At 44.1% G+C, this 15,121-nt stretch carries 14 protein-coding genes and 4 tRNA genes; 5 read left to right on the plus strand and 13 right to left on the minus strand.

Annotation, left to right across the window (positions count from 1 at the left end; all coding sequences use genetic code 11):
- Window positions 1-23: 23 nt before the first annotated feature.
- On the minus strand, window positions 24-308 hold the full coding sequence (locus GMES_RS00095) for a hypothetical protein (RefSeq protein ID WP_039986131.1): 285 nt from the start codon (window positions 306-308) through the stop codon (window positions 24-26).
- Complete coding sequence (locus GMES_RS00100) at window positions 305-1,948, minus strand: response regulator (RefSeq protein ID WP_006990485.1); 1,644 nt, start codon at window positions 1,946-1,948, stop codon at window positions 305-307. Before GMES_RS00100 ends, GMES_RS00095 begins: the two co-directional genes overlap by 4 nt.
- Window positions 1,949-2,262: 314 nt before the next feature.
- Between GMES_RS00100 and GMES_RS00105 the strand changes: the two genes are divergently transcribed.
- The 4 genes from GMES_RS00105 to GMES_RS00120 all read left to right on the plus strand — a co-directional run bounded on the left by GMES_RS00105 (window position 2,263) and on the right by GMES_RS00120 (window position 6,244).
- Window positions 2,263-3,408 (plus strand): FAD-dependent oxidoreductase, encoded by a 1,146-nt coding sequence (locus tag GMES_RS00105; RefSeq protein ID WP_006990486.1) that lies wholly within the window; start codon window positions 2,263-2,265, stop codon window positions 3,406-3,408.
- 56 nt (window positions 3,409-3,464) lie between these two features.
- On the plus strand, window positions 3,465-5,357 hold the full coding sequence (locus tag GMES_RS00110) for a DUF885 domain-containing protein (RefSeq protein WP_006990487.1): 1,893 nt from the start codon (window positions 3,465-3,467) through the stop codon (window positions 5,355-5,357).
- A gap of 96 nt (window positions 5,358-5,453) precedes the next feature.
- Window positions 5,454-5,633 (plus strand): hypothetical protein, encoded by a 180-nt coding sequence (locus GMES_RS00115; RefSeq protein ID WP_006990488.1) that lies wholly within the window; start codon window positions 5,454-5,456, stop codon window positions 5,631-5,633.
- A gap of 41 nt (window positions 5,634-5,674) precedes the next feature.
- Window positions 5,675-6,244, plus strand: coding sequence for an NADPH-dependent FMN reductase (locus GMES_RS00120; protein ID WP_006990489.1), 570 nt, complete (start codon window positions 5,675-5,677; stop codon window positions 6,242-6,244).
- Window positions 6,245-6,363: 119 nt separating this feature from the next.
- Here GMES_RS00120 and GMES_RS00125 read toward each other — a convergent pair whose 3' ends face one another.
- The 5 genes from GMES_RS00125 to GMES_RS00145 form a co-directional block, all read right to left on the minus strand.
- Entirely contained in the window at window positions 6,364-7,779 is a 1,416-nt protein-coding gene (locus tag GMES_RS00125) for an alanine/glycine:cation symporter family protein (protein ID WP_006990490.1), read from the minus strand.
- A gap of 212 nt (window positions 7,780-7,991) precedes the next feature.
- Window positions 7,992-8,066 (minus strand) — tRNA-Gln (locus GMES_RS00130).
- 34 nt (window positions 8,067-8,100) lie between these two features.
- Window positions 8,101-8,175: transfer RNA gene (locus GMES_RS00135), tRNA-Gln, on the minus strand.
- Between the two features lie 4 nt (window positions 8,176-8,179).
- Window positions 8,180-8,264, minus strand: a tRNA-Leu gene (locus GMES_RS00140).
- 47 nt (window positions 8,265-8,311) lie between these two features.
- Window positions 8,312-8,388: transfer RNA gene (locus tag GMES_RS00145), tRNA-Met, on the minus strand.
- A 560-nt stretch (window positions 8,389-8,948) separates the two neighbouring features.
- On the opposite strand from GMES_RS00145, the gene GMES_RS22400 reads away from it, so the two are divergent.
- Window positions 8,949-9,050: an AraC family transcriptional regulator gene (locus tag GMES_RS22400; protein ID WP_226990229.1), complete on the plus strand. Its 102-nt coding sequence runs from the start codon at window positions 8,949-8,951 to the stop codon at window positions 9,048-9,050.
- A 127-nt stretch (window positions 9,051-9,177) separates the two neighbouring features.
- Here GMES_RS22400 and GMES_RS00150 read toward each other — a convergent pair whose 3' ends face one another.
- The 6 genes from GMES_RS00150 to GMES_RS00175 form a co-directional block, all read right to left on the minus strand.
- Window positions 9,178-9,621 carry a hypothetical protein gene (locus GMES_RS00150; RefSeq protein ID WP_006990495.1) on the minus strand — a complete coding sequence of 148 codons (444 nt, stop codon included), beginning with the start codon at window positions 9,619-9,621 and terminating at the stop codon, window positions 9,178-9,180.
- Between the two features lie 192 nt (window positions 9,622-9,813).
- Entirely contained in the window at window positions 9,814-11,058 is a 1,245-nt protein-coding gene (locus tag GMES_RS00155) for an ABC transporter substrate-binding protein (protein ID WP_006990496.1), read from the minus strand.
- A gap of 316 nt (window positions 11,059-11,374) precedes the next feature.
- The gene (ychF, locus tag GMES_RS00160) at window positions 11,375-12,466 is read right to left on the minus strand and encodes a redox-regulated ATPase YchF (protein WP_006990497.1); all 1,092 of its coding nucleotides are present in this window, start codon (window positions 12,464-12,466) and stop codon (window positions 11,375-11,377) included.
- A 44-nt stretch (window positions 12,467-12,510) separates the two neighbouring features.
- Window positions 12,511-13,095 carry an aminoacyl-tRNA hydrolase gene (pth, locus tag GMES_RS00165; RefSeq protein WP_006990498.1) on the minus strand — a complete coding sequence of 195 codons (585 nt, stop codon included), beginning with the start codon at window positions 13,093-13,095 and terminating at the stop codon, window positions 12,511-12,513.
- Window positions 13,096-13,100: 5 nt separating this feature from the next.
- Complete coding sequence (locus GMES_RS00170; RefSeq protein WP_006990499.1) at window positions 13,101-13,742, minus strand: 50S ribosomal protein L25/general stress protein Ctc; 642 nt, start codon at window positions 13,740-13,742, stop codon at window positions 13,101-13,103.
- A gap of 248 nt (window positions 13,743-13,990) precedes the next feature.
- Complete coding sequence (locus GMES_RS00175) at window positions 13,991-15,067, minus strand: mechanosensitive ion channel family protein (protein ID WP_006990500.1); 1,077 nt, start codon at window positions 15,065-15,067, stop codon at window positions 13,991-13,993.
- Window positions 15,068-15,121: the final 54 nt, after the last annotated feature.

The raw sequence follows: 15,121 nt of genomic DNA on the forward strand, positions 1-15,121 counted from the left end.
GGGGGAGATAAGTAGCATTTAGCCTAGGGTTGTTCTTTCCTTTCGCCTATCGCTTTATCGTTCCCTTTGCAGATGGTGTCGTAACCGTCTCGGTAGTAGCGTAAATCTACGCAGGCTTCTTCGTAGCGCTTTTTAGCCGTGATGGCTTGTTGCGGGTATTGTTTGTTATTCATAGTTTTTCGCCATTCATTGCATTGTTGCTTTTGGCGTTTTACTTCGAGAATATCTTCACAGGGTTTCTGTTTATTGGCGCAGCCTGAAAGGCCGAGAACGAGTATTGTGCTGGCAACTAGTATTATTCTTTTCATGCTACCTCTACGTATTTCCCGAGATCACTTTTAAGTGATTCAAATTTTTGTTGGTGTGACTCAAGCATAACCATATTTTTCAAATGCCGATACATCTGTTTTAAGGCGTTGATTGCTCGAGTTTCAGGCTTCTTCATTTGCGCGATTAGCTTCAGGTTGCATTGCAAAATATTCAGGGCCACACCTGTATTAACCGGGGCAACTTTTTGAGCTTGAGTAAAAGCATTGTGGGCCTCTTGATATCGCCCGCAGTTGTAATGCTCTACGCCTTGTTTATTAAAATTTAGATAATTTCGTCTACGCTGGGCAGATTGCTCAACACTGCTCTTCAACGCATACAAGGTACCTTCATCTAGCTGTTTACCACTTTTTGCCAGTGTTTTACTCAACCGTTCAGCATCGTCATATTCGCCTAAATCCAGCATGACTTTTATAGAATCAGGAGCAAACGCGCTGGGGTATTTTTCAAAACGCACTGCAATTTGCTGCTGACATTCGCTCAAGGTACGTTTTGCTTCGAGTAATCGCCCATCTAAGTAGTTGATCCGCGCAGTGAGAATATTTTCGTAAATACTGTAATCAAAATCTTCTTCAATTCTGGCTAACGCATCGTCGTGACGGTAGCGGGCAATCGCCGTCATCATTTCGTGCTGGTATCTGCTACGCAGATGTTTATCATCGCAGTGTTCTGCGGCATCTAAAATACTTCGGAAATACGTGCAAAGATGAGAGATATCTCTGTGAATCGATTTTTTGGACAGCTCCCACACATCCAAACTCCGCAGCTTAACCATTTCATAATGCTGATTCTGCCGGGCGATTTTGCAGGCAGCCAGTTGTCGCTCCACTGAGTAAGGGGCAATCTCAATTGCCCGTTCGATGGCGATTAAAGCGCTAGCGTAGTCATGTTGCAACAAGTAGCACTGGGCCAAAATATCTTGAGCTTCAAAAAGCATGGGATTACGCAAGGAGACATCGTGCGCCAGAGCAATAGCGGCATCGTAATTGGTGAGGTACATATCTGTTTTTGCCAGCGCAATGCTCACCCAAGGCTGAGGTTTTTGCGCTAACAGCGGCGTCAACATATGTTTCGCCTGAGAATATTCCCCCGCTTTCCAGTAAAGCTCAGCCAATAGGCGGCAACATGTTTTAGCGTAGCGAGTGCCAGACATTATCAGCTTGCGGCAGGCCGCTATGGCATCGGGCGTGTTATTTTTCTGCATGGCCTCATAAACCGAGCGCAGCACAACACGCTTATGGTAGGCCTTTGACAGGCGCAGATTTAACTGGGCCTGAGAAAAGGGTTTAATTAAATAGTCGTCAGGTTGGTGCTCTACGCTGCTAAACACTACCGGACGGTCAGAGTCTGCGCTGACCACTGCAAAGACTGTTTCTGGTTTGACCAGATTTTTTTGTCTAGCCTCTTCTAAAAACTGATATCCATTCTTTTTACCCGCACCTAAATGCAGATCACAAATAATAAAATCGAATTTCTCTTTTTTACATGCAGCTAGCGCCGAATCGGCGTTTTGAACTGCCACGACAGACTGCGCCCCCATGTTATTAACCACACCGCGTAGCAGTGTGAGAAAGGGGCGTTGGTCGTCCACAATCAATACACGTTTGTCAGAATAATTCATGATCTATCTACCTTTAGTGTCCGTTACATAAGGTGCTTGGAAGTTGCCGCTCATTGATTTTTACCAAATTAAACCGAGAGGGTAAATATTTAACCTTTGCCTGAGTATATAAAATACAGGTAACTAGCCACTATTTGGTTATGTGATCTTATCCGTAAGTATAAGTTTGTAAGCAAACAACTGAATTTAGCGCCGCGTTCAATAGCGGCTAAAACCAGAAATGTGGTAGGCTAACTAAGTCATTAAAAACGCATTATGTTATTTAATAATCACGATAATCTCGTTGGAAAAATCCAATGATAAGAGAAGCTTAGGTGTTTGATTTTTGTATAGTGGGCGGCGGAATGGTCGGCGCAGCAACGGCATTGGGGTTAGCGCAAAAGGGATTTTCTGTGGCGTTGATTGAAACCAATATGCCAAAACCGTTTGAGGCGACTGACGAGCCTGATATGCGCGTGTCAGCCATCAGTGTCACCTCACAATCATTACTCTCGTCTTTAGGAGCGTGGCAACACATTGAAAACATGCGTACGTGCACTTATCGGCGTTTGTCTGTTTGGGAGGACTCATCAGCACGCACTGATTTTGATAGCTCTGATATTCAAGCAGAGCGTCTTGGCTACATAATTGAAAATCGTATTTTACAGCTCGGCCTGCATGCAGCGTTGTCCCAGTGCGAAAATGTGACTTGGTTTACTCAAAGTGAGATCACCAAGCTAGTCACCCATGGGATCCCCGAAGTGCATTTTGCTGACGAGAGTCAGTTGACTTGCCAATGGTTAATTGGGGCTGATGGTTTGCATTCTCGCGTGCGAGCGTCAGCGAATATTGGAACTCAAGGGTGGCAGTATCGCCAGCAAGCCTTTGCTATTCAAATTATCACCCATGCTGCCCAGCAAGACATAACCTGGCAACAGTTCATACCAACTGGACCTGTAGCTTTTTTGCCCATGTATGGGCAGTTTGCGTCATTGGTGTGGTACAACACCAGTGACAACATCAATCGTTTAAAAGCATTATCGAAAACTGCACTTAAGCAGGAAATTAAAAAAGCGTTTCCGGATGAGTTAGTGGATTTTGATGTGTTGAAAACAGCCCATTTTCCTCTGATGCGAATGCACGCGAATCAGTACGTTAAGCACCAAGTTGTGCTGGTGGGGGATGCAGCTCATGCGATTAATCCCTTGGCTGGTCAAGGCGTTAACCTTGGTTTCAAAGATGTGGCTGCGTTACTTAATTGCATCGACGGGGATGTACCCACAGCGGAAAATATCGCGGCGTATGAAGCCAATAGGCGCAATGATAATTTACTCATGATGAGTGCAATGGATGCAATATACAGCACATTTAAACAGCGCAACCCGTTAGTCAAGGCAGCGCGTAATATCGCTTTGAAACTGGCTAACAATGGCGGCGTAATTAAACAGCAAGTCATGAAATACGCCATGGGGTTACATTAAGCTGGCACATTGCTTTTCATCAGAAAAAAACTGAACACCATTTTAGGAGAATAATAATGATAAAACGTCTACTGATACCCTTCGCGCTGAGCGCGTTAGTGAGTGCTTGTTCTACTTCCCATGACCAAGATGCCAACGCTTTGCAAGCGCCGAATGCACAGCAAGCACAGGACATGGTTAATACTCATCGTAATCAAGGGCAGCTGCAAACCTTGGTGGAGCAGTACACTAAGCAATTTTTGCGTTATGAGCCGCTACTATCCACCGCAATAGGTGTTCCAGAATCCTTAGCGGGAGCCGGGTACAATAAACGTTTTACTGATTTCTCTGCTATGGGCATGCGCAAACTGCAAGATGACATGAATACGGCAGCTATGGCAGTGGCGAAAGTTGATAACAACGGTTTCTCACAAGATGAAAAACGACATCAACAAATAGTGACTGACATTTTACGCTATTACGCAGGTTTCTCTGAATTTCACGGCGGTTACATAGACACATGGGCCGGGCATTTACCCTATATCATTAACCAGCTTTCAGGGCCGTTAATCGATGTTCCTAAAGTGATGCAAGTGCAACAGCCTGTGTCGAATGTTGAAGAAGCACAAGATTATATCGCACGATTACAGCACTTTGATTTCCTTGTTGCCGGTGTGCTAGAAAAATACAAAACGGACAAATTAAACGGTGTGCAATTACCGACAAAGCTCTATCCAAAAACCCTAGCGTATTTTGAGAACTTTTTAGCCAGCCCGGTTCCTGAGCATGCCTTATTAACATCGTTTACCAAGAAACTTGAACAAACTTCCCTAAGCCAAGATGAACAAACCGCGCTGATTAAACAAGCACAAGAGGCATTAACCAATGTGGTTTATCCTGCTTATCAAACCGTGAAAGACACCTTATTGGCGACCCAAGCGCATGCACCACAAGGCGACGGTATTTGGGCGCAGCCTAACGGCGATGCGATGTATTTGCACGAGGTGCGGTATTTAGGCGATTCAAGCATCACACCGGACGATATTCACCAATTAGGGTTAGATGAAGTCGCGCGGATCAGCACTGAAATGGATACGATCCTGCGTGCCCAAGGCTACGATGAGGGCTCAGTGGGCGAGCGTATGGTTTTGCTGGCTGAGCAACCTGAATTTTTGTATCAAGACAGTGACGAGGGGCGTGCGCAGCTATTAACCGATCTTAACGGACAAATAGCCGAAATAATGGCTAAAACCGATATGTATTATGGCGCCTTGCCGACACAGAAGGTTGAGGTTAAACGTATTCCTAAAGTCACCGAAGCAGGTGAAGCCGGCGGCTATTATTCCCAGCCATCATTAGATGGTGAGCGTCCAGGGATTTTTTGGATTAACCTGCGGGACATGTCAGCTGTACCCAGCTTCTCTCTAAAAACCCTTACCTACCATGAAGCCGTACCTGGACATCATTTTCAGATTGCCCTTAACATGGCACAGCAAGATATAGGTCTACTTAGGCAAAACGCGCCTTTTAATGCCTATGTGGAAGGTTGGGCGCTTTATTCTGAGCTAGTCGCCAAAGAAATGGGCATGTATGAAGAAGATCCCTTTGGTGATTTAGGGCGCTTACAAGCTGAGTTATATCGTGCGGTGCGCTTAGTCGTGGATACCGGGTTGCACCGTAAAAAGTGGACACGTGAACAAGCAATTGAATACTTCCATGAAACCACAGGCACGGGGATGACGGATGTGATCGCAGAAGTCGAGCGCTATATGGCGCTACCGGGCCAAGCCCTTGGTTACAAACTTGGCATGCTGCAGTTTGTTGAGTTACGCCACATGGCTGAGCGAGAGCTGGGCAGTGAATTCGATTTGAAACGTTTTCATGACCTATTGCTTTTACCCGGTGCCCGCCCCATGTCAGTGGTAAGAAGTGATGTTAAACGCTGGATTGCCAGTAACGGTGCGGGTTAACCGGCTTGATATAAAGGCCAGTACGAATGAAAGTTAATAACGAGGAAGCTTGATAAGCCCATCGATCGCTTTTGACTGCATGAGGAGAAGCATGAATTGACAGTTTTAATTATTTTGGGCGTGTTGTTTATCGCCCTGTTAGTTGTTGTACCCTTGCTTGAGCGTTCAAGCTTTAGAATATCCAACGAGCAAATGTCAAAAATGAGCCGTTGGATATTGCCATTATTAGTTGTGATGGTCGTTATCCAACTCATAATGCACTTTACCTCTAACTGATTTACTTTATACCAATTACCGGATCACTAAACGGGAAAATTATGGCACCGAAAATACTCTTTTTAGCGGGCAGTGCCCGTAAAGATTCACTTAATAAAAAATTGGCTAAGGTCGCTTATGAATTGGCGTTAGAGCAGGGCGCGGATGCAACATTTATCGACTTAAGAGACTTTCGCATGCCGATTTATGACGGAGACGATGAAGCCACCGATGGGTTACCTGAAAATGCAATTAAACTGAAACAACTGTTTATTGAGCATTCAGGGGTGTTTATTGCGTCACCTGAATACAACAGCTCGTTTTCTGCATTGCTTAAAAACAGCATTGATTGGATCTCACGCCCCCATGTTGAGAAAGAACGGCCGTTATCAGCCTTCAGCGACAAGGTTGCCGCACTTGCGTCTACATCCCCAGGCGCGCTTGGAGGGCTGCGTGGTTTAGTACCGCTCCGCATGCTACTTGGCAATATTCAGGTGATGGTGATCCCTGAGCAATTGGCCATTGGTGGCGGAATGACAGCGTTCGATGATCAAGGAAAGCTCACAGATGAAAAGCAGCAACGTGCCTTAGGGTTAATCGTTGCTAGACTAATTTCCGAGACATCGAATTAGTTTTCTAAACACGCCAGAACAGTAAATGGGATAGTGAAAAGCCGCTGGATATTGCGTCTCAGCGGCTTTTAAATGGTAGTTTACTTTAGGCAAATAAGTCGCCTTGGAAGTGAGTAAGTTTACTCGCTCTTGTCCCAAATACCCTTTTCGCTCTCACCTTGAATTTCGCAATCCCCGGTACGATATTCCATGTTTTTACCATTTTTGTGTTTTTCAAAATAGTCTTTACTAATGGCGACTATGGTTGGGGTTAGCATCACGATAGCAATAATGTTAATCACCGTCATCAAGCCCAGTGCCATATCCGCAGCAGCCCAAACCTCTGGTAACGCGGCCATAGAGCCCCACAAAATCATCGCCAAATAACCTGTGGTGTAACACGCTCTGCCAAGTTTGTTATCAAGCTTAAACATATGCAGGTTACTTTCGCCGTAGGCGTAGTTGGCTACCACAGAGGTAAAAGCAAACAAGCTGATGGCGGCTGCAACAAACTCTGTTCCGCCACCGCCTAAATGGCTGCTCATGGCATTTTGGGTTAAGCGGATACCTTCCATCTGATCGCTTGATGAACCACCCGCAAGCAATATTACAAACGCGGTACAGGTACACAAAATCATGGTGTCGATAAACACCCCAAGCATTTGCACATAACCTTGGGAAACAGGATGATTCGGGTTAGGTGTGGCACTCGCGGCGGCATGAGGCACACTACCTGAGCCCGCTTCGTTCGAATAAAGCCCCCGCTGTACACCATTTTTAAAGGCAGCGCCTAATGCACCCGCACCAGCTTCTTGCAAGCCAAAGGCTGATTTGATGATGTCCATGAGCATCCCAGGAAGCATATCGATATTCATAATGGTCACGAATAAGGTTACCGCTACGTAGCCCACTGCCATAAAAGGAACAACCCACTCCGCAAATCGGGCAATTGCACGAAGCCCGCCCACTACGATAAGTGCCGCTAGAGCGATGATCACTAAGCCTGAGTGCAGGGTAGGGATATCATAAGCGAAATTCAGCGCATCAGTAATGGTGTTGGCTTGCACGGCGCTGAAGATAAAGCCGTAACCAAGAAACAAAAAGAGTGCAAAGGTGATTGCCAACCAGCGTTTGTTTAATCCTTGCTGAATATAATAAGCGGGCCCACCACGATACTCGCCGTTATCATCACGTACTTTATAGAGTTGGCCTAAAACACTTTCAGCAAAGCCAGTTGCCATACCAAGTAAAGCAATCACCCACATCCAAAAGACAGCGCCAGCTCCGCCTAGCGAAATCGCTACCGCGACACCGGCTAAGTTACCTGTGCCTACTCGCGCTGATAAACTGGTACACAGCGCTTGAAAAGAACTGATCCCCGCTTTATCACTTTTGTTACTGCCTTTCATGACACCGAACATGTGAGTGAAATGACGTAACTGAATAAAGTTTAGTTTGAAGGTAAACCAAACACCGGCAATGATAAGCAGATAAATCAATACCTGACCATCACCCCATAATATATTGTTGATAAAACTGACAAGTTCAGAAATCAAAAGACGTTCCGTAATTTTTAATTATATGATGATTGGAATAAAGTGTGCCGCGTAAAGCTGGGTGTGTCTAGGTTCAAACGGGAAAAGGGGAGTAAAAAGGGAAGGAAAAAGGGTGGAAAAGCGTAATTATAGAAAATTTAGCGCCATAACGAAAAAAGCCAGACTAATGTCTGGCTTTTTAAGCATATACTGGTGATATTCATCACTAAATATGGCTGGGATAGCTGGATTCGAACCAACGAATGACGGGATCAAAACCCGTTGCCTTACCACTTGGCGATATCCCAATAAAACAGATATCAACAATCTATTTATTGAAAATGGCTGGGATAGCTGGATTCGAACCAACGAATGACGGGATCAAAACCCGTTGCCTTACCACTTGGCGATATCCCAAACATGGTGCGGAAGGAGAGACTCGAACTCTCACGCCGTGAAGCACTGGAACCTAAATCCAGCGTGTCTACCAATTCCACCACTCCCGCACATTTTCTTTCCTGCTTCTCTATGCGAAATAGAGTAAAACAGGAAATGGTGGCTACAGCGGGATTCGAACCTGCGACCCCATCATTATGAGTGATGTGCTCTAACCAACTGAGCTATGTAGCCATTCCTTCTCTCCCTCTCAGAAGAGGCGCGTATTATGCTGATTAGGCTTTTAGTCGTCAACCGTTTTTTTAAGGCAAAATGTTTGTTTGCTCGCATAATAAACAGCTGGTGTGAATTTAATCTAATTGTGAGTAAAAAATTAACAAAATAAGCCCGTTTTTGTAATTCCTCAGGTTAAATAGATTTGTTTTACTAGAAGTTGAGCCGCTAAAACCAAACCATTTTTTGTATTAATCCGATCTTTTTGAGGAAACTGAACAAAATTTTCATCGGTCTCAATTGTCTCGGCTGATTGAAGGCACATACATCGCATTAAATACAAAGGTGATGTCAGAATTAATGGTTAACATACAAAGAACTTGTGGTGCTCTTTCAAGTTAACGAAATACAGAGTAATTCATTTTGAAACTTGCCCAGAGGGAATTTAACTGCGGGGCTTGTTGTGTTCACGGTATTTGAATGGCAGCAACAGGGCAGTACACAGACGGCTAATTCAAAATTCGCTGAACGAATGCTCAGATCGCAATTATTTATCTGAATTGGTATCAAACAACGCAGCAATGAGGATTGCAGCTGGAACGAATGTCAGCGAAGCTGCTATGGAAGTGTGTTACGTAAGTTCATCTCAGTTCAGTCGAGAATTCAAACGCATTTACGGTTAAACACCGAAACATTGGGGCTCCACAAGGAATTGCTAACGGTTTGACCTTTATCCGCTAGGCTGCAAGTAAGCTCCACAGGCTCATCAACACCTATGTTAGCTCAACTTCCTTAGCCTGTTGAGCGATATTAGCGGACGGCTTTAATGCCAATAGTAAAAAAGTAAAAACCGTTTTCATCAAAGTTATCGTTTGATTCACGCCACAGCCATAATCCAAACTCAGGAATTTCATAGGTGTAACCGTCATCATGTGTCACTGGCGTGCACCCCGTAAGTGCTTCGACCTTAGCTAGTGCACTTTTCACCGGTAGGCTCAGAATAGGTTCGCCTAATAAGGTGATTTCGTATAGTTCACTATACGCAAGTTCAATTGATTCAACTGCCGCTGGATCACCTTCGTAAGATACATGCAGATCATTACGGTAAAAAGCATCTGTTGCTAGTTCGCGCTCAGGATACTTGTCGATGGATTTGAAAGGCTGATTTAACGTTTTTAGTACTTGCTCTCTGGGGGCATTCAAAGGGATTTGTGTGGTGCCAATAGATGGCTGTATATCAAAGATAGGTTTCATTCGGTTTCTATTTTTAGTTAATTCTTAGCTAATAGTGTGTGATATGCGTTTAGGAAATTCACTGTTGGTAAGCATTAGGAGCCTAAATGCGGAATAGAATGCTTGATGTTGCCACCTTAGCGCCACCAACATTCGTCACTACCAAAATGGTTCACAGACCGCGACAAAAATACACTACAAAAGCTAACAACGCTATTTTATATTGGATTGTGGGAAGGCCCTTAAGCGGACTTGTTCTAGTTTGTGCGTGATCAGGGAAACATCTGGATTATTAAGAAACTCTGACATGAGTTGCATGCCATCGACTGACATACTTTTTGTGGTGTCACGATCATAGAATTGGGTAATCTCGTGGTTATCAGCGAAGATATACGGCTCTTGGTTTGAATGGTAATTGTTGGTTCGCGTTGCTTGCAGATGCGGGGACAGATAGCCCAAATTTTTACTGAGACTTTCCTGGATATCCGAGCGCCCAATAAAGGACAGAAACAATTGCGCAGCCGGTTTGTTTTGCGCATTTTTTGGGATCATAAACACCTCAATTGGCGTTTCTTCGAATAACGGAATTTTGCTGTCTATTTGTGGAAAACGGAAAAAACCAATATCGTCACGAAATTGCTCAACAAATTGTTGCTCCACAAAACTACCCAATAACGTCATACCTGCCAGATCTCTATATACATAAGGCATAGCATCTTGCCAATTTTTTGCTTGGCTACCCGATAAAAGATAGCCTAAATCGATAAGTTGCTTTAAAGCGCTAAAAACCGATTTTACCCTTGGCTCGGTGTAGTTTATTTTCCCAGCCATTAATTGTTGATGAAAGGCGAGGCCGTTGATACGTAAGTTCAGATAGTCGAACCATGCCGCTACAGGCCAGTTTTGTTTTCCGCCGACCACAATGGGCGTAATGCCATTTGATTTTAACGTTGCACAAACAACCAGAAATTCGTTCCAGGTTTTAGGCGGCGTTAGCGCCATGCGAGAGAAGAGTGATTTTTTGTAATAGATACTCCATTGATAAAAAGCGAAAGGTACTGCATATAAACTGTCTCCTTGTTGCACTGTTCTCGTTATCCTTTGAGGAAAATGCGTGAGCCAGTTATTCTTCTGCCACAAATCGTTTAACGGCTCTAATAAGCCTTGGGAGGCAAACTGCTCCATACGCTCTCCCGCTTGCCAGTATACGACATCAAAGCCATTTTTTTGGGTTAACCACTTCTCTATTGATGCTTTGTACTGCTTGTCGTTTTGCACCGTAAACACAATCCGTAGATCTTGATGCTGCTGTTCAAATGCTTCTGCTAATTGATGGTATGCCGCTCGCTGGCCCTTGCTGGCCACTAACAAGCCAATGTTTAGGGTCTCACTCGTTTTGGCATTAGGGACTGTAATATTGAACAAGCAACAAAGCAGCATGAAAGGCCAAAAGCGCATGATGAAATTACCTTGAGTTTAAGTGACTTAACTAAATAGACCCCAATTTAGCAGAGCAACACACGACTAAAGTGCAATGCGCGAGGTAAAGTGATAGTGAATTAAAGTGATACTAGTGCACAGTGCGTCTTTTTCCTTAATGCTTTAGTCGCTGAACACGGGTATAGCCAATATTTAATACCAACCCCAATAAATAATTAAACGCTTAGCGAAAACTTAAATGACCAAATTCTACGCATAAAAAAACAGAGCTAAAAAGCTCTGTTTTTTCAAAAAGCGGGGGGATACGGTAGCGGGTAGCGTATCTTAAAAACAACTATACGTTGAAGCGGAAGTGAATAACATCGCCGTCTTTAACAATGTACTCTTTACCTTCTAAACGCCATTTACCTGCGTCTTTGGCACCTTGCTCACCATTGAATTCAACAAAGTTGTCGTAACCAATGACTTCGGCGCGAATAAAACCCTTCTCAAAATCAGTATGAATGATACCAGCCGTTTGCGGCGCGGTAGAACCGATTGGGAAAGTCCAAGCGCGCACTTCTTGTACACCAGCAGTGAAGTAGGTGTTCAAGTTAAGAAGGCTGTAACCACTGCGAATAACACGATTTAGCCCTGGTTCTTCCAGGCCCATTTCCGCCATGAACTCAGCACGCTCGTCGTCTTCTAACTCACCAATCTCTGCTTCCATTTCCGCGCAAACAGCAACAACCACGGCGTTTTCGCCTTCAGCAATACTGCGTACTTTATCTAGATATGGGTTGTTTTCAAAACCATCTTCGTTCACGTTGGCAATGTACATGGTTGGCTTTAGCGTTAAGAAGTTCATGTAGCCAATCGCTTTTAATTCTTCTTTTTCAAGTTCAACTGAACGTAACAACTCGCCTTCATCTAAATGCGGCTTAATTTTCTCAAGTACTTTAAGTTCAAACTTGGCATCGGCATCACCACCTTTGGCGCGTTTAGCCACGCGTAAAAGGGCTTTTTCTGTGGTTTCTAAATCCGCTAGCGCCAACTCAGTGTTGATAATATCGATATCGTCTTGAGGGTTAATTTTACCCGCAACATGAACAATGTTGTCGTTATCAAAACAACGAACGACATGACCGATCGCATCGGTTTCACGGATGTTAGCTAAGAATTTGTTGCCTAGGCCTTCGCCTTTGGATGCACCTTCAACCAATCCCGCGATATCTACAAACTCCATCGTGGTAGGCAATATACGTTTTGGGTTAACGATAGCAGCTAGCTTGTCTAAACGAGGATCGGGAACAGGCACTACGCCCGTGTTCGGCTCAATCGTGCAAAACGGAAAGTTAGCGGCTTCGATACCGGCTTTGGTCAAAGCATTGAAAAGCGTTGACTTACCAACGTTCGGTAATCCCACTATGCCGCATTTAAAACCCATTTTTAGATCCTCTTTATCTTTATTATCAGTATCAACTGATGTGCTTATTCTGCTTTGAATGAATGCAGCCGGTTCATGGCTTTCTTCATATCATCTTTGATTAGTATTTCGATACAACGGACGCCTTCATCTATTGCGGCATCCATTTGTTCTTGTTCTTTCGCAGGGGCTTTGCCTAACACATAGCCTGATACCTTGCCTTTATGGCCAGGGTGGCCAATGCCCACACGCAAACGATAAAAATCTTTGTTATTTCCCAAGCTTGATACAATATCGCGAATACCATTTTGGCTTGAACTGCCGCCTAATTTAAATTTGGCGATGCCAGGGGGCAAATCGAGTTCATCATAGGCCACTAAAATAGATTCAGGGGGAATGCGATAAAATCCGGCTAATGCCGCAACCGCTTGGCCACTTTTATTCATATAAGTGGTGGGAATGAGCAAACGTATATCTTGGCCACCTATCGTCACACGACCGGTATAACCAAAAAACTTACTTTGTAAACTCAGCGTACAATTGTGCATCCGGGCGAGGTTTTCAACTAACCAAGTACCGGCATTGTGGCGGGTGTATTTGTATTCGAGGCCTGGATTACCCAGGCCTACAATGAGTTGTATGTTAGACAAACAACTTATTCCGCAGCAGCTTCTTCACCTTCGGCATCATCTTCTTCAGATTCTACACTTGGGCCTTTAGCAGTTTTAACGGTTACAACAGCTAGATCGTGATCTTCGCCCTTAGCAAGTTCAACAGACGTTACGCCTTCAGGAAGAACGATGTCTGACAAGTGAAGAGTCTGACCAAGTTCAACGTTAGTCACGTCAACTTCGATGAACTCAGGCAAGTCAGCTGGCAAACAGCTAATTTCTACGTCAACCATGTGGTGCTCAGCGTGGCCACCATGAGTTTTAATAGATTCTGCTTTTTCTTCGTTTACGAAGTGTAAAGGCACGTTTGTTTGAAGAGCTTGCTTCGCATCAACACGTAAAAAGTCCAAGTGAGTTACACGAGGCTTGAACGGGTGACGTTGCATGTCTTTAATAACGGCTTCAACTTTTTTACCGTCAACATTCAAGGTAAGAACGTGAGAGTAAAAAGCTTCGAATTCTTGCGCTTGGAAAACTTTGTTATGTGACAAAGTTAAAGAAACGGCTTCTTTACCTAGGCCGTATAATACAGCTGGTACTTTGTCTTCGTGACGTAGGCGGCGGCTCGCACCTTTCCCTAAATCAGTACGGACTTCTGCGTCTAGAGTGAAAATTCCTTCAGACATGAGATAACTCCAATAAGTAAGTAATTAAGTGTAGATTTCTGCGACCAAAATCTACTATGTTCGCTAAATTAACCCGTTATCAAAACAAGATAATTTGCAGCCCTATAAAAAGGGCGGCGAATGTTACCACTGACATAGTGAGTTAACAAGAAAGATCTCCGTTGTTTGCCTATCTAAAGTAGGCCAGCTAGCCACCCATTCGTTCTGTAGCCAAAACAGCAAGAGAGGGGAGAAGGTTACAATATGTATTAGGGAGGGGTATTTAACTCCTGGGACTGCTCTTGCTGTGTATTGATCGCGCGAATAGGGTAGGGGATTACGATACCTTCTTGACGAAAACGTTTATGTAACGCTTTTATAAAAGCTGATTTAATAAAGAAGCGGTTAAAATATTCTTCAGCCCGCAGCATGACGGTAAAATTGATACTTGAGCTATCGAAGGTATGAAAAACCACAAACGTATCGTAATCATCTATCCCCCATTTGTGAGAATGCAATATTTCCCTCGCGACCTCTAAGGTCACTCGCTCTACGTGCTCTAAGTCTGAATCGTAATGCACCCCCACATCGACCGGTACAGACAACTCTTTTTCAGGGTAGTAATAATTGATCACCTTTGACTGGGACAGCATGCTGTTGGGCATCACCACAATATTGTTGGGAAGCATCTTAATCCACGTAGAGCGCCAGCCAATTTTTTCGACAAAGCCTTGCTCGCCTGAATCCAGCTCTACAAAATCGCCGACCCGTATGGGCTTATCAATAACCAGTTGTACGCCAGAAAAAAAGTTTTCTAATGTGGGTTGTAGGGCGAGCGCCACGGCAAGAGAAGTAATACCCAAAGATGCCACAATGGGCGTAATTGAAATTCCTAGGGTGCCTAAAATGACTAAACTGCCAATCCCGATAATGAGTATTTTACCGGTGCCTCGAATAATACTCTGACTATTGCGAAGCGCTTCTGAGGTGTCGGCGTAACTGACCAATAATTGATTGCAAAAACGTTCAGCAAAAACCAACAGCGCGATGATAATGCCTATTTGCGCCGTTACATCTACTTGTTTGTAAAACTGATCGGATATCAATTCGTATTTAAGTAGCAGGTATTGCAAGAGGTAAAGATTGAGCACAAGAATAAATATATTCAGCGGTTTACTCAAAGAGTTAAGCAGCACGCTAGTAACATGTCGGCCTTCAGTGCGCTTTATTCTTTGCAATTGCACCAATACAAAGCGTTTTATCAGATACATGGCGATAACACTGATAGCCACTAACCCGCCAACAACCAGCCAAGGGTAAGGGATAAGCTGCCAAACTTCTTGCATTGATATTCCACAATCAGGTGAAGATAATCTTGTAGCGCAAGTTATGTACCACAT

This window comes from Paraglaciecola mesophila KMM 241, assembly GCF_000315015.1.
Lineage (GTDB): Bacteria > Pseudomonadota > Gammaproteobacteria > Enterobacterales > Alteromonadaceae > Paraglaciecola > Paraglaciecola mesophila.